Genomic DNA, 21,844 nt, shown 5'->3' with positions numbered 1-21,844 from the left:
GGAACGACCTTGCGTGTTAGGAAGATCCTGATCGCGGCCGTCTCCGTACTGGTCGCGGCGACCACGCTGTCGACGGCGGGAGCACAGGCGATTCCAGGGAGCGAGCAGCAGCGCGACCGCGCGGCGGGCCGGTTCGACAAGCCGCGTGAAGGTTTCGCGCCCGCGTCCACCGTCCTGCGTGACGGCGCGCCCTCCGACGTCGGTCTCGACCCGGAGCCGATCAAAGCGGCCGAGCGGTTCATCGAGAGCTGGACGAAGCCGGACGCCACCGGGCACCCGCACTTTTCCGGAGCGGTCGGCCTGCTGGCGCACGACGGCGTGGTCGTCGAGCGGCAGGCCGTCGGCGGCGCGGTCCGCTACGCCGACGCGAAGGGCACCGAGCTGCCGCCCGAGCAGCAGGTGCCGATGCGCGCGGACACGATCTTCGACATGGCCTCGATCTCGAAGCTGTTCACCTCCATCGCGGTGATGCAGCTGGCCGAGACGGGCAAGCTGGACATCTCGGCGCCGGTGGTGCGGTACCTGCCGGAGTTCGGGGTGAACGGCAAGGAGGCCGTCACCGTCCAGCAGCTGCTCACCCACGTCTCTGGCTTCGCCGCGACACCGCTCCCGTCGCTGTGGGAGGGCTACCCGGACATCCCGTCGCGCCGGAAGGCCGTCCTCGACAGCCCCCTGAAGAACGCGCCTGGCAGCACCTACCTCTACTCCGACATCAACCTGCTGACGCTCGGCTTCCTGGTGGAGAAGGTGGCCGGGGCACCGCTGGACAAGGTGGTCCAGGACCGCATCGCCACCCCACTGGGTCTGGCCGACACCGGGTACAACCCGCCTGCGTCGAAACTCGCCAGGGTCGCGGCGACCGAGTACGCCGCGAAGCCGCCTCGGGGGCTCGTACGCGGCGAGGTGCACGACGAGAACGCCTGGTCTCTGGGCGGCGTCGCCGGGCACGCGGGCGTGTTCTCCACGGCCTCCGACATGGCGGTGCTGGCGCAGGCGATCCTCAACGGCGGCGCGTACCGAGGCCACCGGATCCTGCGCGAGGAGACCGTGCGGGCGATGCTGGCGAACTACAACCACAAGTTCCCCGACAACGCGCACGGCCTCGGCTTCGAACTCGACCAGCCTTGGTACATGGGCGCGCTGTCGGCCCCCTCGACGGCCGGGCACACCGGGTTCACCGGGACCTCGCTGGTGATCGACCCGCTGTCGCGGTCGTTCGCGATCCTGCTCACCAACCGCGTGCATCCGACCCGGAACTGGGGCTCGATCAACATCGCCAGGGAGACCTGGGCGAGCTCGCTGGCGAAGGCGATGGCCGTCCGCCCGGTGCGCGGCCACGACGCGTGGTTCAGCGGCGCCGGGGATGTCTCCACGGCCACGCTCACGACTCAGCCGTTACAGACGCGTGGCGGGCCGCTGAAGGTCTCCTTCGACACCTTCGTGGACACCGAGGGTCCCTCGGACTCGCTCTTCTTGGAAATAAGTACCGACGGCGGAGCCACCTGGAAAACGATTACTCTGCGTGCAAACGGACCAGGCGCTCCCGCCGGGGACCAACCCGGTCTCGGCGGGCACGGTCATCGGGCTTGGTGGCGGGTGGCGGCCGAGGTGTCACAAAGCTCACAAATTACCCTCCGCTGGCGTTACACGACCGATGCCCGTTACACCGGACGGGGAATTTCCTTGGACGGTGTGAAAGTCACTGAACGCGGCCGCACACTGCTGGACAGTGAGCATAATCCGCCTACTTTCGTCGCTACCGGCTGGAAGTTGAGCCGTAGGTAACCGGCCAGCTCCGATGCGCTGACCGGACGCCCCGTTGACCGGGACACAGCCCCTTGCGTCGCGACACTAAGTTGCCAAGTCGTTAGCTCGACCTCGTTAACGGCCTCGACCTGGTTAGCGACTTTCTGGTCAACGATTAATCGCAAATCGAATCCGCAGACACGGATAGGTTGCGATCTTCCCGAAGGGTGTGGGTAGCCTTGTCGCAGATGCCAACGGTTAGTAACTTTCCCACGGTGGGCGATACCGATTCCGTAATCGCGGCCGCACCGTCCGAGGCCGTGCCGGCGCAGCCGACACGGGACGCTGACGCGAGCCCGCTCGTCCGGATTCGCTCCCTCCTGCCCGGGCTCGCCCGGGCCGAACAGCGTGTCGCGAAGGTCGTCCTCGACGACCCCGCGACGGTCGCGCGGCGCAGCATCACCGAGGTCGCGCTCGCGGCCAACACCAGCGAAACCACCGTCACGCGGTTCTGCAAGGCGGTCGGTGTCGGCGGGTATCCGCAGCTCAGGATCGCACTGGCGGCAGACACCGCGCGGTCCGAGGCGCGGTCGTCCCGCAACCTCGGCGGCGAGATCGGTCCGGAGGACGACCTGGCCGCGGTCATCGGCAAGGTGAGCTTCGCGGACGCCCGTGCCGTGGAGGAGACCGCCGACCAGCTCGACATCCCGTCGCTACAGCGGGTGATCGACGTTTTGGCCGGCGCGGGCCGCGTGGACGTCTACGGGGTGGGCGCGAGCGCGTTCGTCGCCGCGGACCTGCAGCAGAAGCTGCACCGCATCGGGCGGGTCAGCTTCGCCTGGTCGGACACGCACATCATGCTGACCTCGGCCGCCGTGCTGAGCCCCGGAGACGTCGCGATCGGCATCTCGCACACGGGCGCGACCACGGACACCGTCGAGGCGCTGCGGGTGGCCCGCGAGCACGGCGCGATCACCGTCGCCGTGACGAACTTCCCGCGTTCGCCGATCACCGAGGTCGCCGACCACGTACTGACCACGGCCGCGCGGGAGACGACGTTCCGCTCGGGTGCGACCGCCAGTCGCATCGCGCAGCTGACCGTCATCGACTGCCTGTTCATCGGTGTCGCGCAGCGGCACATGGACGCGTCGGTCAACGCGCTCGACGCGACCAGGGACGCGGTGGGGTCGCACCGTCTGGGCGTCCGGCCCGACGGCAGGCGGCGGCCGCGGGAAACCGGCAAATGAGCGAAAAAGTGAGGCGCATGATGACCGTCCCACGCCAGGTGGTGCACGTCGATTCGCCAACCGAACAGCGCAATCCACGGACGACCGACATCGACCTGATGTCGACCATGGGCATCCTCGGCGCCATCAACGCCGAGGACCGCCGGGTCCCCGAAGCCGTCGCCGCGGTGCTGCCGCAGGTGGCTCGGGCGGTCGACTTCGCCGTGGAAGCGCTGCGGTCGGGAAACCGCGTGCACTACTTCGGGGCCGGCACGTCCGGCAGGCTGGCGACGCTGGACGCGGCGGAGCTCGTGCCGACGTTCAACGTGCCCTCCGATTGGTTCATCGCGCATCACGCGGGCGGCGCACGCGCGCTGCGCCAAGCCGTCGAAGACGCCGAGGACAACGCGAAGGCCGGAGCCGCCGAGGTGGCCGAGTCCGTCGCGCCCGGCGACTTCGTGCTCGGGCTGACGGCTTCCGGCCGGACGCCCTACGTCCTCGGCGCGCTGGCCGCGGCCAGTCGTCGCGGTGCCCGCACCGCCTTGGTGTCGGGCAATCCGGCCGCGGTGACGCCGCCGGGTGTCGATGTCCTCATCGCGGTGGACACCGGCCCCGAGGCGATCGCCGGATCGACGCGGATGAAGGCGGGCACGGCGCAGAAGATCATCCTCACCGCGTTCTCCACCGCGACGATGATCAAGCTCGGCCGTACGTATTCGAACCTGATGGTCAGCATGCGGGCGACCAACGCGAAGCTGCGCGGACGGACCATCAGGATCCTGCGCGAGGCCACCGGTATGAGCATGGCGGACTGCTCCGACGCGCTCACCGAGGCCGACGGCGACCTCAAGGTCGCGCTGGTCCATCTGCTGTCCGGCGAGGACGTCGCGAATGCGGCGAAGGCGCTGGCGGCCAACGATGGCCACGTACGCAAGGCTCTCGACTCCCTGCGGGTGCGCGCGAGCTGATCGATTGCCCAGTTCCGGCGGACAGACCCGTTCATCCCGACGCCTCGCGCTCACGCGACGCGAACGGGTGTCCGTCGCCGGGATGGCCGGGTTCATCCTGCTGCTCAACGTCATCGGCTGGGGGGTCCTGACACTTTTCGTGGCGCCGCGCCATTACGAGCTCGGCGCCACGGGCGTGTTCGGGGTCGGCCTCGGTGTCACGGCGTTCGTGCTCGGGATGCGGCACGCGTTCGACGCGGACCACATCGCCGCGATCGACAACACCACCCGCAAGCTGATGGCCGACGGGCAACGGCCGCTTTCGGTCGGTTTCTGGTTCTCCCTCGGCCATTCGACGATCGTGTTCGTCCTGTGCCTGTTGTTGTCGCTCGGCGTGCGGGCGCTGGCCGGCGCCGTCGAAGACGACTCGTCGGCGCTCCACAAGGTGACTGGGCTGATCGGGACGTCGGTCTCCGCGGCGTTCCTGTACCTCATCGGGATCATGAACCTGGTCGTGCTGGTCGGTATCGTGAAGGTGTTCCGGCGGATGCGGCGCGGCGAGTTCGACGAAGCGGCGCTGGAGCGGCGGCTCGACGACCGCGGTTTCCTGAACCGCCTGCTCCGCGGTGCCACCAAAGGGGTGCGCAAGCCATGGCACACTTTGCTACCACTTCTCTCGACGTTGAGACAAACGAGAGCAAAGGTCCCTTGCTACCACTTTTGATCAGACGGGCTCGGGCACCTTCTTCCGCGAAGACACCGAAAGCGCGAAGCCCAGCAAAGCGACGAAGGCGGCAACGGGACCGACCCACCCGACACCCGCCGACGACAGTACGACGCCACCCAGCGCGGCACCGAGCGCACCGCCGCCGTAGATCGCGGAGCCGTTGAGTCCCATGGCGACCGTCGGCGCGTCGGGCGCCAGCGAGAACAGCCGATGTTGCTGCGGCACCATCAGCATGCCGCCGAACACGCCCGATGCCAGCGCCAGGATCAGCGCGCCGGGCAGGATCAGCACGGCGACGTCGAGCAGCGCGAAAGTCACGACCGTCCCGATGAGAGAGATCGACCGGACGCGCGCGGGGCCGAGCGAGTCGGTGGCCCGGCCCGCGAAGGCGTTGCCCGCGATCTGCCCGATCCCGAAACCGACGAGCAGCCACGAGATCATCGCGCCCGCCGCCACCGGAGCGACCAGCACCGGCAAGTAGACGAAGGCCGCGAAGCCCGCGGCGGTACCGAGAACGCTCACGCCGAGCACGCGCGCGATCGGCGGCCGCGCGACGACGGCGAGCCTGTCGCGCAACGACACCGTCGGCATCCGGACTCCCGGCAGAGGCGGCACGAGCAGCATCACGATCAGCGCCACCGCGCCGATCCCCCACATCACCGCGCGCCAGCCGAACCAGTTGCCGGCGAGCACCCCGATCGGCACACCGAGCACCATCGACACGCTCATCCCGGCGGAGACCGTGGCCAGGGCGCGGCCGCGACGCTCGTCCGACGCCAGCGCACCGGCGAGGACGTAGGCGTTGGACTGGAACGCGGCGGCGCCGAGGGCGGCCAGCACGCGGGCGACGGCGACCACGGCGAAGGACTCACCGAGCGCCTGTCCGGCCATGCCGATCGTGAACAGCACCATCCCCGCGCCGAGCACCCAGCGCCGGTCGAGCCGTCCGGTGAAGGCCGCGATGATCGGCGAGGAAACCGCGTAGGTCACCGCGAAGACCGTGGTCAGCTGACCCGCGACGGCTTCGGAAACGCGCAGGTCGGCGGCGATGGTGGGCAGCAGCCCGTTCAGGACGAATCCGTCGGTGCCGACGGTGAACGTCCCGACGGCGAGTACCAGCAGAGCCCCCAGAGCGAGCCGATCATTTGATGATCGTCGAATCGTCATGGGCGGTATAGTGGCGGGACTATTCGATGACTGTCAAATAGTTTGGAGTGAAGTGAGCAGCACGCTGCCGCAGCCGTCGATCGACGAGATCGAGATCGTGCCGGTCCTCCAGGCGCTCGCGGACCCCGTGCGGCTGGAGCTGATCCGCGCCCTGCGAAGCAACCCTTCGCCGCGAAGCTGCGCCGTCACCGAGTACGACGTCGAGATCAGCGCGCCGACGCTCTCCCATCACTGGAAGGTGTTGCGCGAGGCCGGCCTCACGACGACGTTCGTCGAGGGCCGGACCCGCTGGGTCGAGCTACGCACCGAAGACGTCCACGCGCGCTTTCCCGGGCTACTGGACGCCGTCCTCGCCTAGCCGCCACTTCGCCGCGAGCTCGGCCGCTGCGCACACGCCGACGTCGAGCAGATACGGGCCCACCTGCCCACATCCGGCTCCCGGCGCGATCGGCTGACCGTGCCCCATGCCGGTGACGGCGTGCGTGTCGACGGCCGCGCCGACGTCGGTCCATTGCTCGGCAAGCTCGCGCATGTTCATCGGAGCGACCGTGTAATCCGCGGTCCCGTGCCAGACGCTGACCGGCGAACGCGGCCCGGTGCCCGCGGCCCGCACCTTGTCGCCCCACTGCTTCGGGGTCAGGTCCTTGCCGGGGTTCATGCAGGAGTACGCGTCGATCATCGAAGTCGCGCAGCCATAAGGCAGTCCCGCGACGACACCACCGCCCGCGAACAGTTCCGGATACGCCGCCAGCAGCACCGAAGTCATCGCGCCACCCGCCGACAGGCCGGTCACGTACGTCCGGCCGCCGGCCGCGAACCGCGCCATTTGCGCGATCGATTCGGCCTCTCCGGACCCGCGCTTGATGTCACCCGCCTGGAACCAGTTGAAGCACTTGCTGAAATTGTTCGCCGAAACCTGTTGCGGCAGAACGAGTTTGAACCGCAGCCTGTCCGCGAGCCCGACCCAGCCGGAGCCGCGCGCGTATCCGGCCGCGTCCTGGGTGCAGCCGTGCAGCACGACCACCGCCGGACGCCCGGACGGCAGCCCGTCGGGAACGTATTCGAACATCCGCAACGCACCGGGATTGCTCCCGAACCCGGTCACCGGGCGGATCGTCGCCGCCTGCGCCGGAGCCGATGAGAGAAGGGTCAATGCCGAAACCACCGCGCCGATGAGGAGTTTTCGCATCACCTCAGGCTAAAACTGCCGACGCCCGCTTCCCACGTGGAAGACCACCACAGCGGCGGCCCGTTTTGTGTGGTCACACCGGATACCGGCGCCCGAAGCCGCCGCTTACCGTCGTCCGATGCGGCTCATTCTGGTCCTCGCGATGATGCTGGCCCTGGCCACGCCCGCCCAAGCGGCGAACGGTTGCGGGAACGTGCGCGTTCCCGGCGCCGCGAAACAGCAACTGTCCTGTTTGGACGATCTGACGACCACCGGCACCCTGGTCACCGGGCACACGGTCCAGGCCGACTGGGCCGGGCTGACCTCGGCCGGTTTCCCCGCGCCCAAGGGTGTTCCCGGCGTCCAGATCGACGGCTACTTCCCGGATTCGTCGACGGCCAACACGACACACGGCTGGAATCACGACGCGCAGTTCGTGCTGCGGCTGCCCGATCGCTGGAACGGCGGCTTGGTGGTCTCGGGGTCGCCCGGGGTGCGGCGGCAGTACGCGAACGATCGCGCGATCGGCGACCAGGTCCTCGCCGCCGGCTACGCGTTCGCCGCCACCGACAAGGGCAACACCGGCGCCGGCTTCCACACCGACGGACACCGGCCCGGCGACGCGCTCGCTGAATGGAACTCACGGGTCACCCAGCTGACGATCGCCGCGAAGGCCGCCGTCGCGCACCGCTACGGGCGCCTGCCGAGCCGCACCCTCGCGGCCGGGATGTCGAACGGCGGCTACCTCGTCCGCTGGCAGCTCGAGAACCGGCCGTGGCTCTACGACGGCGGCATCGATTGGGAGGGCACGCTTTGGCATGAAAACGGCCCGAACCTGTTCACCTTCCTGCCGCCCGCGATCAAGGCATACCCCGCGTACGCCGCCGGTTCCGCGCAAGCTCACCAAGAAATTCTCGACGCCGGTTTCGCGCCGGGTTCGGAATTCCTCTGGAAGTACCACAACGACGTCTACTGGGGCCTGACCCAGCGCATTTACCAGGCCGAATTCGATCCCTCGTTCGCCGGAACCGACTACGACTACGCCACTCGCCCGCCGTCGGTGCACCGCGCGGTCGAACGGATCTCGCTGACCGGCCGGATCGGCAAACCGCTGATCACCCTGCACGGCACCCTCGACACCCTGCTGCCGATCACCCGCGATTCCGACGTCTACCAGCGGATGATCGCCGAGCAGGGCCGCGCCGGGCTCCAGCGCTACTACCGGATCGTCGACGGCAACCACGTCGACGGGCTCTTCGACGCGTACCCGGACAAACTGCGGCCCATCGGCCCCTGTTTCCGCACGGCGTTCACCGCGCTCGAAGGCTGGCTCGACGGCGTCCGTCCGCCCGCTTCGGCGACGATCCCGCGCGCGAGCGGTGACCTGGCGGCCAGTTGCGCCCTAAGCTGATCGGATGGAATTCCAGGACGTCGTACGACGCCGTCGCATGGTCCGGAAGTTCACCGGCGAACCTGTCGCCAAGGCCAGTTTGCAGCGCATCCTGCGCAACGCGCTCAAAGGCCCTTCGGCCGGTTTCTCACAAGGGCAAGGATTTCTCGTCCTCACCGGCGAGGAACTCGCGAAGTTCTGGGAGTTCGGGGCGAGCTGGGCGCCGGAAACCGTGACCACGGCCCCGGTCGCGATCGTCCCGCTCTCGGTCAAGAACGCCTACCTCGACCGCTATGCCCAGCCCGACAAGGGCGTCCCCGACCGCGACGACTCATGGTGGCGCGTGCCGTACTGGGACGTCGACACCGGGATGGCGACGATGCTGATCCTCCAGACGGCCGTCGACGAGGGCCTCGGCGCGGTCTTCTTCGGGCTCGCGCCGGAAAGCGTGGAGCGGCTCCACAGCGAGTTCGGCGTACCGGAGGATCACGACCCGATCGGTGTCGTGGCGCTCGGCCACGGTGCGGAATCCGGGCCGTCGCCCGGCTCTTCGGCCACCAAGATCGCTCGTCGCGACTTCGACGACGTCATCCGTTTCGGTCATTGGTGAGGCGGTGCAGCCTGAGCGCGAGCTGGAGTTCCAGCGCGCGCTCAGGCGACTGCCACTGCTCGCCCAGCAGGGACGCGATGCGGTCCAGCCGCTGCACGACGGTGTTGACGTGCACATGGAGCAGGTCCTTGGCCCGCGTCAAGTTGCCGCCACAGGCGAAGTACGCGCGCAGGGTGCCGATCAGATCCGTGCCGCGGCGTTCGTCGTAGTCGAGCACCGGGCCGATCGTGGCGGTCACGTACGCGCCGAGGTCGGCGTGCTCGCCGAGCAGCAGCCCGACGAACCCGAGGTCGGCCATGCTCGCGCCTTCCCCCGCCCGGCCCAGCGCCAGCAGCGACGCGACGCATCGCGCGGCTTCGGCGTGCGCCACGGCCAGCTCCCGCGGTGACGCCGCCGGCCCTGCCGCGCCCACCGTCACTGGACAGTCCATTGTGGACGCCAGTTCCGCGGCCACGGATCGCGCCAGTGCGCCGGGCTCCGCGCCACGAACCAGAAGGACCACCTGGTCGGCGTGCACCCCGACCAGGTCCGCGTGCCGCGAAGCCGCGGCGGCCAGCCGTCGCCGGGAGACGTCGTCGGCATGCGCGACCAGCACCGCATGCGATGTCGACAAATCGACTCCCAGGCGGCGACCGCGAGCCAGCAGCGCGGCGGGATTGCGACCCGGCGCGGTGAGCAGGTCCGACAGCAGCTCACCGCGCACCTCGTCCTCGGCGCGCGCGACGGAACGCCGCTGCATCAACAGTACCGCGGTGACCACGCCCGCCCGCTCGAACAGCCGCCGGTCGGCCTCGCCGAGCGACCGCCCGCCGCCGAGCACCAGACTGCCGAGGAATTCCTGCCCCGCCTGGACCGCGCACAGCCAACCGTCCTCAGTGGACACCGCGCGCCCGCTCGTCCTGGACGCCGAAACCGCCGCACGCGAAAGCTCCAGTTCGCCATCGGTCCTGGCGAGGATGACGCCTTCCGCGTCGTAAACGGCGATGGCACCGCCGAGCACGTCCGCGACCGCGGCGGCGACCTCGGCCAGGTCACCGCCGCGCAGCACGAGATCCATCAGCCGGTCGTGGGCGTCCTCGGCGCGGCGCATCGCGTCGTTGTGCGCGCTGATCGTCGCGTTGGCGGCGTTCAGTTCGGCGACCGCGCGGCGCGTCTCGTCGAGCAGATGCGCGTTGTCCAGCGCGATCGCCGCATGGTCGGCCAGCGACGACAGCAGCGCGACCTCGTCGGGCGAGAACTCGCGGGTGGTCCGGTCGGAGGCGAACAGCACCCCGATGACCTTGCTGCCGATCGCCAGCGGCACCCCGAGGATCGCGGTCAGCCCCTCGTCGAGCACACCGGTGTCGATCGACGAAGTGTGCCGGAACCGCTTGTCGTTGAAGTAGTCCGCGGTCGCGTACGGCCGCGCGGTCTGCGCGACCAGCCCGCCGAGCCCCTCGCCCATGCCCAGCACGATGTCCTGGAACAGCGCGGAAACCGAGCCGTCGGTCACCCGGACGTAGGTCTTGCCTTCGGTTTCGTCGTTGAGGCTGAGATACGAGACGTCCACGCCGAGCAACGCCCGCGCCCGCCGCACGATCGACCGCAGGACGGCGTCCGGATCGTCCAGCCGGGCGAGATCGCTGGCCGTGTCGAACAACGCGGCCAGCTCCGCCTCGCGCCGCCGGTGCTCGGCGACCGTGTCCCGGATCCGCAGCGCCAGCTCGGTGGCTTTCGGGTCGACGGGGACGTGCGCCAGCTGCTCGCTGCCCGCCCCGGAGGCGAGCAGTTCGAGCAGCCGGCGCAACTGTGCGGAACTGTCCACAAGGGTCATGCTGACACGTGGCCGCGCTCCGTGAGAACTTCGGAGTGCAGGGACTCGCCCTTGGTCTCGCGGGCGGCGAGCAGGGCGATCACGGTCAGCACGCACATCGCGACCACGTAGAGCGAGACCGGGATCGTGCTGCCGAACTCCTTGAACAACGCGACCGCGATGAGCGGCGCCACCGCCCCGGCCGCGATCGACGACAGCTGACCGCCGACCGAGAGGCCGGTGTAGCGCACCCGCGTCGGGAATTGCTCGGAGAAGAACGCGGCCTGCGGGCCGTACATCGCGCCGTGCAACACCAGCCCGACGGTCGCCGCGAGAATGATGGCACCGGAATTCTTCGTGTCGAGCATCGCGAAGAACGCGAAACTCCAAGCCGCCATGCCGATCGCGCCGAACAGGTACACCGGCCGGCGGCCGATCCGGTCGGAAAGCATGCCCCACAAGGGAATGGTCAGGAAGTGCACGGCCGAACCGATGAGCACCGCGTTGAGTCCCGCCGATTTCGGCAGGCCCAGCCCGGTGGTGACGTAGACGAGGATGAACGCGGTGATCACGTAGTACGAGACGTTCTCCGCCATCCGCGAACCGATCGTGATCAGCACCGCGCGCCAGCTCTTGCGGAACACCTCGACGACCGGGGCCTGCGTGGTCGCGTTGTTCTTCTGCGCGGCGAGGAACACCGGCGATTCACTGACCGCGAGCCGGATCCACAGCCCGATCACCACGAGGACACCCGAGAGCAGGAACGGGATCCGCCAGCCCCAGCTGAGGAACGCCTCGTCGGACTGCGTCGCGGCGAGGATCGCCAAGACCGCCGTCGCGAGCAGGTTGCCGCCGGGAGCACCGCATTGCGGCCAGGACGCCCAGAATCCTCGCCGCTTGTCGTCGCCGTGTTCGGAGACGATCAGCACCGCGCCACCCCATTCGCCGCCGAGCGCGAAACCCTGCACCAGCCGCAGCAGCGTCAGCAGGATCGGCGCCAGGACACCGACGGAGGCATACGTCGGGAGGATGCCCATCGCACAGGTCGAACCGCCCATCAGCAACAGGCTCAGCACCAGCAGTTTCTTGCGGCCGACGCGGTCGCCGAAGTGGCCGAACACCAGACCGCCGATCGGGCGGGCGAGGAAACCGACGGCGTAGGTCAGGAACGCGAGCAGCGTGCCGGTGAGCGGATCGTTGGAGGGGAAGAACAATTTCCCGAACACCAGCGCCGCGGCGGAGGTGTAGAGGAAGAAGTCGTACCACTCGATCGTCGTTCCGATCAGGCTGGCGCTGACGACCTTCGCGATCGAGCCACGGTTCTGGGTGGTCACCGAAGACGTCCTTTCTTGGGGGTTCACGCGGCGGTCCAGCCGCCGTCGAGGGGGATCGAGGTACCGGTGACATGGGCGGCGTGCTCGCCGGTCAGCCAGAGCACGCACGCGGCGACGTCGGCGGGTTCGATGAGCCGCTTGATCGCGGACCGGCGCAGCAGGACCTGTTCGATCACCGCGTCGCGTTCGAGGCCGTGTTCCTCGGCCTGCGCCTGGAGCTGGCCGGTGACCAGCGGCGTGCGGACGTAGCCGGGGTTGACGCAGTTGCTGGTCACGCCGTGCTCCGCGCCTTCGAGCGCGGTGACCTTCGAGAGTCCTTCGAGCGCGTGCTTCGCGGTGACGTACGCGGATTTGAACGGGCTCGCGCGGAGGCCGTGGACGCTGGACATGTTGACCACGCGTCCCCAGCCGCGGTCGTACATATGCGGCAGCGCGCGGCGGATCAGCAGGAACGGCGCGGTGACCATGAGCGCCTGGATGCGGGTGAACGTCTCCGGCGGGAACTCGTGGATCGGCGCGATGTGCTGGAAACCGGCGTTGTTGACGAGGATGTCGACCTCGGCAGGCAGGGTCTCGACGGCCTGGGCGTCGGTGAGGTCGACGACGTGCGCGATGCCGTTGACGCCGGCCGCCGCCTTCTCGACGGCGTCGTCGATGTCGGCGAGGTGGACCTTGGCCCCCGCCTCGGCGAGCGCTCCGGCGCAGGCCAGGCCGATCCCGCTCGCCGCACCCGTGACCAGCGCGGACCTACCGGCCAGATCGCTGTGATACGCACCACTCATGCCGGACGACGTTAGGTCGCCCCGGGCACTTAGACCATGTGGCTAGCCCCCACACCGCCCCGAGATCCCGTGTGCGCTCCCTACACTCCCGCAATTCGTCACCTGGTTGCGATGGTTGCGCGCGCAAGGATCGCAACCAGATGACGAATTGCGGGCTTTAGCCGGCGGCGTCGGAGATGGACTTCGCCTCGCGGGCGCCCGCCTCGAAGGCTTCACACGAGAAGAGCAGCCAAGCCCGGACGCCTTCCGGGGTTCCGCCCGCGAACGCCGAAGCGGCTTCGAGGTACTTCGGCACCCGCCGGAAGTACGCGACCTCCGGCACCGTCAGCGCCTTCGGGTCCAGCCCGGTCGCCACCGCCGAAAGCCGCGCCGCGGCCCGCGCGACGACACCGTCCGCCGAACCGAAAGGCTTGAGCGCCAACAGTTCCCCGTGCACGACGGCGGTCAGCACCGGCCCCGGCACCGACGTCGCGCCGGTGACCAGTTGCGCCAGCATCTCCAGCCGCGGCCCGACGTCACCGGACGACCGCGGCCGCCCCAGCGCGTCAGGATCCGTCACCAGATCCGACGCGGCGAGAAGGTGCAAGCGCGCCAACGCCTGCAACGGCGCGCGCCGCCACGTCGGGAGCAGGCTCTCCAGCGCTTCCGCGACCCGCAGCGCGCCCGCCAGCACCGGATCGGTCACTTCACCGGATTCGGGCAGCTCGGGCGCGGCGCCTTCGATCCCGGCCGACGCCCGCGCCGACCGCACGGAGGCTTCGGCGGCCGTCGCCGCGCCGCCGCGCAGGTTGGCGGGCAGCCGGTGGACGGCGAACACCGCGTCCTGCGCCGATTTCGCGGCCGCGGCGACCCCTTCGAGGTCCAGCAGCGGCTTCAGCGGATCCGTCACGCGTCCAGCACCTGGCCCACGCGCCGCACCACGGGCGCCTGCACGGACCACGGGAAGTTGATCCAGCGGTCGGTGTGCTTCCAGACGTACTCGCATTTGACCTCGGAGCGCGGCTTCTCGTAGACGACCGCGCAGCGCACCTCGGCGACATGGTCGGCGCAGAAGTCGCGGACCAGCTTCAGGGTCGCACCGGTGTCCGCGACGTCGTCGGCGACGAGCACCTTCTTCTTCGTCAGGTCGACGACGTTCGGCACCGGCGGCAGCATCACCGGCAGGTCGAGCCGCTGGTCGACGCCGGTGTAGAACTCGACGTTCATCACGTGCAGGTTCTTGACGTCCAGCGCGTAGCCGAGCGCGCCGGCGACGAACAACCCGCCGCGCGCGATCGACAGGATCAGGTCCGGCTCGAAGCCGTCGTCAGCGACGGCCTGCGCAAGTTCCCTGCTGGCCGTCCCGAACAACTCCCAAGTGAGCTCTTCCCGCTCTTCGGCCATGCCGCCTCGCCTTCGTCGATCGTTCCCGCGAGCATAGGCAACGCGGTAGTGGCCTTCTCGAATGCTTCGAAACTGGCTATCCAGTAAGGCCATTGCCGTCCGTAGCGTCGAGGCCGTGAACGACTGGAACAGCTGGAGTGTCCATGCCACCCTGACCGGCGAACGCGTCCGCCTCGAACCGCTCACCCGCGACCACGCGAAGGGCCTGTTCGCGGCGGGCTCCGACCCGGCGATCTGGACGTGGCTCAGCCTCCGGCAGCCGAGAGACCTCGCCGCGACCGAAGCGATGGTCGACGACATCCTCGCCGACGCCGACCGCCGCGCCTGGGCGCAGATCGACGCGCGCACCGGCGAGGTCGCGGGCACGACGTCGTTCTACGCGATGAACGCGCGCCACAAGATCGTTTCCATCGGCCACACCTGGATCGGTTCCGAATGGCAGCGCACCGGACTCAACCGCGAGTCGAAACTCCTGTTGCTGCGCCACGCTTTCGACGACCTCGGCGCGAACCGCGTCTCGTGGGAGACCGACATCCGGAATCTCAAGTCGCAGAAGGCGATCGAACGGCTCGGCGCGCAGCGGGAAGGGGTGCTGCGCGCGCATCGCGTCCGGCCCGACGGAAGCGTCCGCGACACCGTCGTCTACTCCCTCACCGGACCAGAATGGCCGGCGGTCCGTACCGCTTTGTCCTCAAGCGTGTGAATGCCGCGCGCAACCACGATGCAACCTTTTACTTCGCGTCGTAACGTCGATAGCGTGCCAACGGGCGTGAAGACACGCGAATCACAGGAGGCATCGCACCATGACCGAGCAGTCGCCGGCGCTGGACAATTTGCTCACGGAGAGCAGGACCTTCCCCCCGAGTGAGGCTTTCAGCGCGCAAGCGAATGCCACCGCCGACTTCTACGCCGAAGCCGACGCCGACCGGGAAGCGTTCTGGGCCAAGCAGGCCGAGCGCCTTCACTGGGAAACGAAGTGGTCGCAGGTACTGGACTGGACCAATGCGCCGTTCGCGAAGTGGTTCGTGGGCGGGAAGCTCAACGTCGCGTACAACTGCGTCGACCGCCACGTCGATTCCGGGCACGGCGACCAGGTCGCCATCCACTGGGTCGGCGAGCCCGGCGACAGCCGTGACATCACATACGCACAGCTGAAGGACGAGGTTTCCCGGGCCGCGAACGCGTTCGAGTCCCTCGGCCTCAAGGCGGGCGACCGCGTCGCCATCCAGATGCCGATGGTGCCCGAAGCGATCTTCGCGATGCTCGCATGCGCCCGGATCGGCGTTCTGCACAGTGTCGTCTTCGGTGGTTTTTCCCCGACAGCCCTGCGTTCCCGTGTGGACGACCAGGCGGCGCGGATCGTCATCACCACCGACGGCCAGTACCGCCGCGGCAAGGCCGCCCCGATGAAGGTCAATGTCGACGAAGCGCTCGAAGGCGCCGAATCGGTCGAGAAGGTCATCGTCGTCCGCCGCACCGGCGAAGAGGTGCCGATCACCGAAGGCCGCGACCTCTGGTGGCACGACTTGGTCGACGGCCAGTCGGCGGAGCACGCGCCGCAGGCGTTCGACTCCGAGCACCCGCTCTTCATCCTCTACACCTCCGGCACCACCGGGAAGCCGAAGGGCATCCTGCACACCTCCGGCGGTTACCTGACCCAGGCGGCGTACACGCACCACAACGTTTTCGACCACAAGGCAGGCGAAGACGTCTACTGGTGCACCGCCGACATCGGCTGGATCACCGGGCACACGTACATCGTGTACGGGCCGCTGGCGAACCGGACGACGCAGGTCGTCTACGAAGGCACGCCGAACACCCCGCACGAGGGCCGCCACTGGGAGATCGTCCAGCAGCACAAGGTCTCCATCTACTACACCGCGCCCACGCTGATCCGCACGTTCATGAAGTGGGGCAACGAGATCCCGCAGAAGTACGACCTCTCGTCGCTGCGCGTGCTCGGCAGTGTCGGCGAGCCGATCAACCCCGAAGCGTGGATCTGGTACCGCGAGAACGTCGGCGCGAACTCGGCGCCGATCGTCGACACCTGGTGGCAGACCGAGACCGGCGGGATCATGATCTCGCCGCTGCCGGGCGTCACCGCCACCAAGCCGGGCTCCGCACAGAAGGCCCTGCCGGGCATCTCGGCGAAGGTCGTCGACGACCAGGGCGTCGAGGTCGGCAAGGGCGGCGGCGGATACCTGGTGCTCGACAAGCCGTGGCCGGGCATGCTGCGCGGCATCTGGGGCGACGAGCAGCGGTTCCGCGACACCTACTGGTCTCGCTTCGCCGACCAGGGCTACTACTTCGCCGGTGACGGCGCGAAGTACGACGCCGACGGCGACGTCTGGCTGCTGGGCCGGGTCGACGACGTGATGAACGTGTCCGGGCACCGCATCTCGACCACCGAGGTCGAGTCCGCGCTGGTCTCGCACCCGACGGTCGCCGAGGCCGCCGTCGTCGGCGCGACCGACGCGACCACCGGGCAGGGCATCGTCGCCTTCGTCATCCTCCGCGGAAACGCCGTGGACGGTGGAGACGAGGCCGTGCAGGAACTGCGCAACCACGTCGCCAAGGAGATCGGTCCGATCGCGAAGCCGCGGCAGATCCTGGTCGTGCAGGAGCTGCCGAAGACGCGGTCCGGCAAGATCATGCGCCGCCTGCTGCGCGACGTCGCCGAGAACCGCCAGGTCGGCGACGTGACGACGCTGGCCGACTCGTCGGTGATGGACCTGATCTCTTCGGGCCTGAAGTCCGGCAAGACCGAGGAGTAACCCCACCCCAAGTGCTGTGAACGGGCCGTTCCTCGCGGAATTCGCGAGGAACGGCCCGTTCCTTGTCAGGCGGGTTCGACGGCCAGCCAAAGCTCACAGACGGCGGTCCCGAAGTCGTCGGAGTGCTCGAGGATCGACACGATCGACGGCCCAGGCCGCAGCCGCCACGGGTTGGCCGGGAACCACTCGGTCGCCGTCTCCGCCCACACCTTCTGCAACGCCTCCGGATGAGGGCCGTCGGTACGGAAGACCGCCCATCGCCCGGACGGCACCTCGATGACGTCGAGATCGCCGGGCGCGTCACCGGCGACGGCCACCCCGTGCAGGTAGGTCAGCTCGGTACCGTCCGGGTCGAGGACGTCGCTGACCTGCAGCAGACCCGGTGGTTCGGTGTCACTGAGCGCTTTCACCCGGGCGTGCGCTTCCGGTGGCAGCGCGGTGATGTGCCGCCGGATGTGCGGGTTGACGCCCTCGCGGACGAACGGGACGCGGGCCGCGTGCCCGACGAGCCGGAACGCGGGGCGGTCGACGATACGGGTTTCCATGGGGATGCTCCCTTCGACGCTCAGGCGGAACCTGAGCCGCGGTTGTGTCCGAAGGGGGCCTCCGTCGCGGCGGACTTCACCGGGACCGGCGCCGTGGACCGCCCGGAACGCCCTGCCGAACGCCTCGGTCGAGCCGTAGCCGTACCGGACCGCGATGCTCAGCAGATCGTCCTCGCCCCGGACGACATCGGCGACGGCGGCGGTCATCCGACGACGGCGGACGTACTCGGACAGCGGCATTCCCGCCAGCGACGAGAACATCCGGCGCAGGTGGTACTCGGTCGTGCCGACCGCGCCGGCGTGCCCGGTGACGTCGAGCTCTCCGCCGAGGTGCTCTTCGACCAGGTCGACGAGCCGGTTCAGTGCCGAGATCACGAGGCCTCCCTTCGCCGTCGACTCTGGCGGAACGCGCCCGGACCGCGCCCGATCATCGCGAACCGATCCGATCATGCGACACGCGTAGCACACCCTGCCGCGCGACAGTCGAACGCCTGTTCTAGGATGTGCCGGGTACCACCCCATACCCGGGCAAGGAGACGACACCGACGATGACCGTGGATGCCTTGACACGCACTGACGCCGTGTCCGAAGAAGCGGCTACCGAAGCGCCCGTCGACTCGACGCCGCAGGCGGAGACGGCCGAAGCCCCGGCCGAGGCGAAGACCGAGACTCCGGAAACCCCGGAAACCCCCACCGACGAGAACGCGGTGGAGTCCCCCAAGCCCAAGCGTGGCCGCCCGAAGGTCGCCACGACGGCGAAGAAGACCCGCACCGTCGAGCTGACCCTCACGGTCACCGGCACCGCCGACGGCGAGTGGCAGGCCGAGCTCAAGAACGGCAGCAAGTGGGTCACGAAGGGCCTGGAGATCCCGGCCGCGGCCGTGTCCCGCGCCGCCAAGGAACTGCACGCCGACCTGTCCGGCCCGATCGACGAGGTCATCAACGCCGCCCGCGAGCTGCAGGCCGCGAAGGTCGCTCAGCTCGAAGCCGAGCTGGAGAAGGCGAAGCTGGCGCTGGCCGAGCTGGACGCGTAAGACTTTCCTCCCGACCGGGGCGGACGCTGGATATCAGTGTCCGCCCCGGTTTCTTCATTGCGCGATCGGCGGCCGTGCGGGCAGCGGCGTCTTGAACTCGATCCACTGACTGTCCACAATGGCCTCGACACTGTGCGGAACACCGCGCGGGTGGACGATCGTGCCGCCGGCTTCGAGGGTCACGTCCCGGCTGTCGAGCGTGCCGCGCAGCGAACCCGAAACCAGGTACACGATGCTGTCGTGATCGTGGCTGTGCACGGGAGAAGCGACACCCGCCGGGTACGAGATCTCGTACGCCAGCCCGCCTTCCGCCGTGGCGAGCGTCCGGAACCGGCCCTGTCCGCCGATCAGCGGCAGACCCTCCACTGTGGACATCGGAGTCCAGGTCATCGCACGGGCTCCATGGCAGCGGCCTCTTCGCGGTCCGGGTCACGGGCGAGCGCGACACCGATGACGGTCACCACCGCGGTGGCGAGCAGATAGACCCCGATCGCGACCCAGGTGTCGAAACCGGCCAGCAGTGCCGTGAACAGCAGCGGCGCGGGCGCCCCGCCGATCACGCCGGCGAGGGTGTACGCCAGCGAGCTGCCGGTGTAGCGCAGCCGCGGCGAGAACTGCTCGGTGACGAGCGCGGCCTGCGGCCCGTAGAGCGCCGCGTGGATGACGAGCGCGAGCACGATCCCGATCGCCAGCATGAGGAACGAACCGCCGCTGACCATCGGGAAGAACACGAACGGCCAGATCCCGGCGGCGATGGTCGCGACCAGGTACATCTTGCGCCGGGAGACCCGGTCCGAGAGCGCGCCGAACAGCGGCATCAAGATCAGCTGGAACGCCGAACCGATCATCACCGCGGCCAGCCCGGCGCCGCGCGAGAGGCCGGTGTGCGTGGTGACGTACGTGAGGACGAAGACGGTGAACAGCGCGTACAGCACGTCCGGGCAGACCCGGATCAGCACGGCCGCGACCAGCGCGCGGCGTTCGGTGCGGAAGACCTCGGAGATCGGTGCCGATGGACGTTCGCCGCGCTCCTGGATCTGCTTGAAGACCGGGGTCTCCTCCAGTTTGAGCCGGATCCACAGGCCGAAGCCGACCAGCGCGCCGGAAAGCAGGAACGCGATCCGCCAGCCCCAGCTGTTGAACTGGTCCTCGGTGAGCAGCCCGGCCAGCACGGCGAGGACACCGTTGGCGAGCAGGTTGCCCGCGGGCGGGCCGATCTGCGCGGCGGAGGCCCAGAAACCGCGCTTGTTCGGATCGCCGAACTCACTCGAGAGCAGGACGGCGCCACCCCATTCGCCGCCGATGCCGACACCCTGCGCGAACCGCAGCGCCACGAGCAGCACGGCCGCGAAGCCGCCGATGGTCTCGTACGTCGGCAGGACACCGATGAGGAACGTCGCCACCCCGGTGAGCACGAGCGTCATGACCAGGATGCGCTTGCGGCCGAGCACGTCGCCGAGGCGGCCGAAGAGGAATCCGCCGAGCGGCCGGGCGAGGTAGCCGACGGCGTAGGTGGAGAACGCCGCCATCGTGCTCGCGAGCTGGTCTTCCGAGGGGAAGAAGAGATTCCCGAAGATCGTCGCGGCCGCCACCGAATAGGCCGCGAAGTCGTACCACTCGAGCGCCGTGCCCGAGAGGCTGGCCGCGAAGGCCTTGTGCAACGAACGCCGGTCACCGGCTGGTGAGGTCATGTCCACATCCGTCCGTAGGAGATCCGCAACCCCGCCGGGAGGGGTTGAATTGCGGATATACTCCTTGTATACAAGCTGTATGCGCAACCCCCAATCTCGGAGGACAGATGCCTGAGCTGCGTTTCACCCTTCCCGACGGCCAGGAGCGGCGGACCGAGGTCCACACGCTGCTGAACGCCGGATACGCCGGTCGCAGCCAGGAGGACGTCGCCGCTCATGTGGCCGAACTGGCCGAACTCGGCGTCCCCGCGCCTTCGGTGATCCCGGCCCTCTACCCCGTCGCGCCGTACCTGGCGAGCCAGACCGACGAGGTCCCGGTGCAGCACGAGCGGACCTCCGGCGAGGCCGAATGGGCCATCGTCATCACCGGCCCCGCGCCTGAGGACGTCCTCCTGACCGCCGCCTGCGACCACACCGACCGCGCGCTCGAAGCGCACGGCGTCGCGTGGAGCAAGAACGCGGGCCCCGACGTCCTCGCCACCAAGGCGTGGCGGCTCGTGGACGTCCAGGACCGGCTCGACGACCTCACGCTGTCCGCCTGGGCCGGGGAAACCCTGATCCAGCAAGGAAAGCTCGCGGAACTGCTGCCGCCGTCGTACTGGCTGGACGTGCTGCGCGAGCGTGACCTCTACGCCCCCGGCACCGTGCTGATCTCCGGGACCATCCCGATGGTGCACGGCGTCGACCAGTTCGCCGGCTCCTGGCGCGTGGAACTGGGCGACCCGGCGACCGGCGAGACGATCGAACTCGCCTACACCGTGCGGCGGCTGCCCGAACCGATCGGCTGAAGCAACTCGCCGAGGAACGCCCGGTACTCGTCCTTCATGGGCAACTCGCGCTCCACGCGGACGCGGCGGCGGGTCGCGGAGACCTCGACCTCGCGCACCGGATCGAATCCCGTGCGCTCGTAGGATTCCCAGTACAGCCCGACGCCGCGCCGTTGCCAGGAGGGGACTTCGGCGAAATTGACGCCGTGCGCGAAGAGCAGTTCGTTCTTCTCGGACACTCCGGCGCCATCGAGAACGGCTCCGGCCTCGCTCGCCGATTTCCCCGCCTTGCGGAGGATCCAGTAACACCAGCCGTTGAGCGCGCACCGGGCCGCGTCCGCCTGGCGCCAGGAGAAGTAGTCGACGACGTCGTCCAGCGTCGTGCCGAGCCAGACCCGGCCGTCGAAGTGCGCGGGTACCCCGGCAGCGTGCGTGAACGCGGCCGAGGCGATCCCGGCGGAGATCGACACGAGCTTCTCGACGCCCCGGCCGAAGAGGTCGGCGGAAGGGGCGAGCACGAGCGAGATCTCGTCGCTTTCCGTGTATACGTAAGGCGAAGCGAACTCCGACAGCAAAGCGCCCGCCGCCTCGGCCATACAGTCGGCGAACCGGGGATCGAACGGCTTCTCGAACCGCGCTTCGGTGAACTTCGAGAACCCCCGGCCGTCGACGCGGAGCACCGTCCACGCACCCGGTGGCACGGTCAGCCCGTGGAACCATTCGCGTTCCCGTTGCCGCGCCTCGAAATCACCGGCGTCCAT

At 69.0% G+C, this 21,844-nt stretch carries 21 protein-coding genes and 1 pseudogene; 11 read left to right on the top strand and 11 right to left on the bottom strand.

Features of this window, described 5'->3' with window-relative positions; translation table 11 throughout:
- Positions 1–9 precede the first annotated feature (9 nt).
- The 4 genes and pseudogenes from BLW75_RS27140 to BLW75_RS27125 all read left to right on the top strand — a co-directional run.
- Positions 10–1,785, top strand: a complete 1,776-nt coding sequence (locus BLW75_RS27140; protein ID WP_091598388.1) for a serine hydrolase domain-containing protein — start codon at positions 10–12, stop codon at positions 1,783–1,785.
- A 209-nt stretch (positions 1,786–1,994) separates the two neighbouring features.
- The gene (locus BLW75_RS27135; protein ID WP_370641834.1) at positions 1,995–2,993 is read left to right on the top strand and encodes a MurR/RpiR family transcriptional regulator; all 999 of its coding nucleotides are present in this window, start codon (positions 1,995–1,997) and stop codon (positions 2,991–2,993) included.
- Between the two features lie 17 nt (positions 2,994–3,010).
- Entirely contained in the window at positions 3,011–3,940 is a 930-nt protein-coding gene (locus tag BLW75_RS27130; RefSeq protein WP_034314795.1) for an N-acetylmuramic acid 6-phosphate etherase, read from the top strand.
- Between the two features lie 67 nt (positions 3,941–4,007).
- Positions 4,008–4,577 (top strand): annotated as a pseudogene (locus BLW75_RS27125) (HoxN/HupN/NixA family nickel/cobalt transporter); the annotation flags it as partial.
- 66 nt (positions 4,578–4,643) lie between these two features.
- Here BLW75_RS27125 and BLW75_RS27120 read toward each other — a convergent pair.
- Positions 4,644–5,813: an MFS transporter gene (locus BLW75_RS27120; protein WP_034314793.1), complete on the bottom strand. Its 1,170-nt coding sequence runs from the start codon at positions 5,811–5,813 to the stop codon at positions 4,644–4,646.
- 52 nt (positions 5,814–5,865) lie between these two features.
- Between BLW75_RS27120 and BLW75_RS27115 the strand changes: the two genes are divergently transcribed.
- Positions 5,866–6,171 (top strand): ArsR/SmtB family transcription factor, encoded by a 306-nt coding sequence (locus BLW75_RS27115; protein WP_016337854.1) that lies wholly within the window; start codon positions 5,866–5,868, stop codon positions 6,169–6,171.
- On the opposite strand, the gene BLW75_RS27110 is transcribed toward BLW75_RS27115, so the two are convergent.
- Positions 6,148–7,002, bottom strand: coding sequence for an extracellular catalytic domain type 1 short-chain-length polyhydroxyalkanoate depolymerase (locus tag BLW75_RS27110; RefSeq protein WP_034314791.1), 855 nt, complete (start codon positions 7,000–7,002; stop codon positions 6,148–6,150). The two genes, BLW75_RS27115 and BLW75_RS27110, sit on opposite strands and share 24 nt — an antisense overlap.
- Positions 7,003–7,120: 118 nt before the next feature.
- On the opposite strand from BLW75_RS27110, the gene BLW75_RS27105 reads away from it, so the two are divergent.
- Entirely contained in the window at positions 7,121–8,392 is a 1,272-nt protein-coding gene (locus BLW75_RS27105) for an alpha/beta hydrolase family protein (RefSeq protein WP_198935766.1), read from the top strand.
- 4 nt (positions 8,393–8,396) lie between these two features.
- Positions 8,397–8,981: a nitroreductase family protein gene (locus tag BLW75_RS27100; RefSeq protein ID WP_034314786.1), complete on the top strand. Its 585-nt coding sequence runs from the start codon at positions 8,397–8,399 to the stop codon at positions 8,979–8,981.
- Here the strand turns inward: BLW75_RS27100 and BLW75_RS27095 are convergent.
- From BLW75_RS27095 to BLW75_RS27075, 5 genes are all read right to left on the bottom strand, one after another.
- Positions 8,959–10,794 carry a helix-turn-helix domain-containing protein gene (locus tag BLW75_RS27095; protein ID WP_034314783.1) on the bottom strand — a complete coding sequence of 612 codons (1,836 nt, stop codon included), beginning with the start codon at positions 10,792–10,794 and terminating at the stop codon, positions 8,959–8,961. The two genes, BLW75_RS27100 and BLW75_RS27095, sit on opposite strands and share 23 nt — an antisense overlap.
- On the bottom strand, positions 10,791–12,107 hold the full coding sequence (locus BLW75_RS27090) for an MFS transporter (protein ID WP_034314779.1): 1,317 nt from the start codon (positions 12,105–12,107) through the stop codon (positions 10,791–10,793). The genes BLW75_RS27095 and BLW75_RS27090 overlap by 4 nt, the downstream gene beginning before the upstream one ends.
- A 23-nt stretch (positions 12,108–12,130) precedes the next feature.
- Positions 12,131–12,889, bottom strand: a complete 759-nt coding sequence (locus tag BLW75_RS27085) for a 3-hydroxybutyrate dehydrogenase (RefSeq protein ID WP_034314777.1) — start codon at positions 12,887–12,889, stop codon at positions 12,131–12,133.
- Positions 12,890–13,046: 157 nt separating this feature from the next.
- On the bottom strand, positions 13,047–13,778 hold the full coding sequence (locus BLW75_RS27080; protein WP_034314773.1) for a Fic family protein: 732 nt from the start codon (positions 13,776–13,778) through the stop codon (positions 13,047–13,049).
- Entirely contained in the window at positions 13,775–14,272 is a 498-nt protein-coding gene (locus BLW75_RS27075) for a phosphoribosyltransferase (protein ID WP_034314770.1), read from the bottom strand. The genes BLW75_RS27080 and BLW75_RS27075 overlap by 4 nt, the downstream gene beginning before the upstream one ends.
- 115 nt (positions 14,273–14,387) lie before the next feature.
- On the opposite strand from BLW75_RS27075, the gene BLW75_RS27070 reads away from it, so the two are divergent.
- Together BLW75_RS27070 and acs are read left to right on the top strand one after the other, a co-directional pair.
- Entirely contained in the window at positions 14,388–14,975 is a 588-nt protein-coding gene (locus BLW75_RS27070) for a GNAT family N-acetyltransferase (RefSeq protein WP_034314768.1), read from the top strand.
- Positions 14,976–15,075: 100 nt separating this feature from the next.
- The gene (acs, locus tag BLW75_RS27065) at positions 15,076–17,046 is read left to right on the top strand and encodes an acetate--CoA ligase (protein ID WP_034314766.1); all 1,971 of its coding nucleotides are present in this window, start codon (positions 15,076–15,078) and stop codon (positions 17,044–17,046) included.
- Positions 17,047–17,111: 65 nt separating this feature from the next.
- Here the strand turns inward: acs and BLW75_RS27060 are convergent, their stop codons facing one another.
- Positions 17,112–17,966: an AraC family transcriptional regulator gene (locus BLW75_RS27060; RefSeq protein WP_034314763.1), complete on the bottom strand. Its 855-nt coding sequence runs from the start codon at positions 17,964–17,966 to the stop codon at positions 17,112–17,114.
- A gap of 173 nt (positions 17,967–18,139) precedes the next feature.
- On the opposite strand from BLW75_RS27060, the gene BLW75_RS27055 reads away from it, so the two are divergent.
- Positions 18,140–18,625, top strand: coding sequence for a DUF6319 family protein (locus BLW75_RS27055; RefSeq protein WP_034314760.1), 486 nt, complete (start codon positions 18,140–18,142; stop codon positions 18,623–18,625).
- 54 nt (positions 18,626–18,679) lie between these two features.
- Here the strand turns inward: BLW75_RS27055 and BLW75_RS27050 are convergent, their stop codons facing one another.
- Both BLW75_RS27050 and BLW75_RS27045 read right to left on the bottom strand, forming a co-directional pair.
- Positions 18,680–19,015, bottom strand: a complete 336-nt coding sequence (locus BLW75_RS27050; RefSeq protein WP_034314757.1) for a cupin domain-containing protein — start codon at positions 19,013–19,015, stop codon at positions 18,680–18,682.
- The gene (locus BLW75_RS27045; RefSeq protein WP_034314754.1) at positions 19,012–20,316 is read right to left on the bottom strand and encodes an MFS transporter; all 1,305 of its coding nucleotides are present in this window, start codon (positions 20,314–20,316) and stop codon (positions 19,012–19,014) included. The genes BLW75_RS27050 and BLW75_RS27045 overlap by 4 nt, the downstream gene beginning before the upstream one ends.
- A 107-nt stretch (positions 20,317–20,423) precedes the next feature.
- Here BLW75_RS27045 and BLW75_RS27040 point away from each other — a divergent pair, with 107 nt between their 5' ends.
- Positions 20,424–21,104 (top strand): DUF2848 domain-containing protein, encoded by a 681-nt coding sequence (locus BLW75_RS27040; RefSeq protein ID WP_034314750.1) that lies wholly within the window; start codon positions 20,424–20,426, stop codon positions 21,102–21,104.
- Here BLW75_RS27040 and BLW75_RS27035 read toward each other — a convergent pair.
- Positions 21,068–21,844, bottom strand: coding sequence for a tRNA(His) guanylyltransferase Thg1 family protein (locus tag BLW75_RS27035; RefSeq protein WP_034314749.1), 777 nt, complete (start codon positions 21,842–21,844; stop codon positions 21,068–21,070). The two genes, BLW75_RS27040 and BLW75_RS27035, sit on opposite strands and share 37 nt — an antisense overlap.

Origin of the sequence: Amycolatopsis lurida, assembly GCF_900105055.1 — a bacterium.
In the GTDB taxonomy this organism is placed as follows: Bacteria; Actinomycetota; Actinomycetes; order Mycobacteriales; family Pseudonocardiaceae; genus Amycolatopsis; species Amycolatopsis lurida.
Note: the sequence above shows the minus strand (reverse complement) of the source record. Positions and strands in the feature narration are given on the sequence as shown.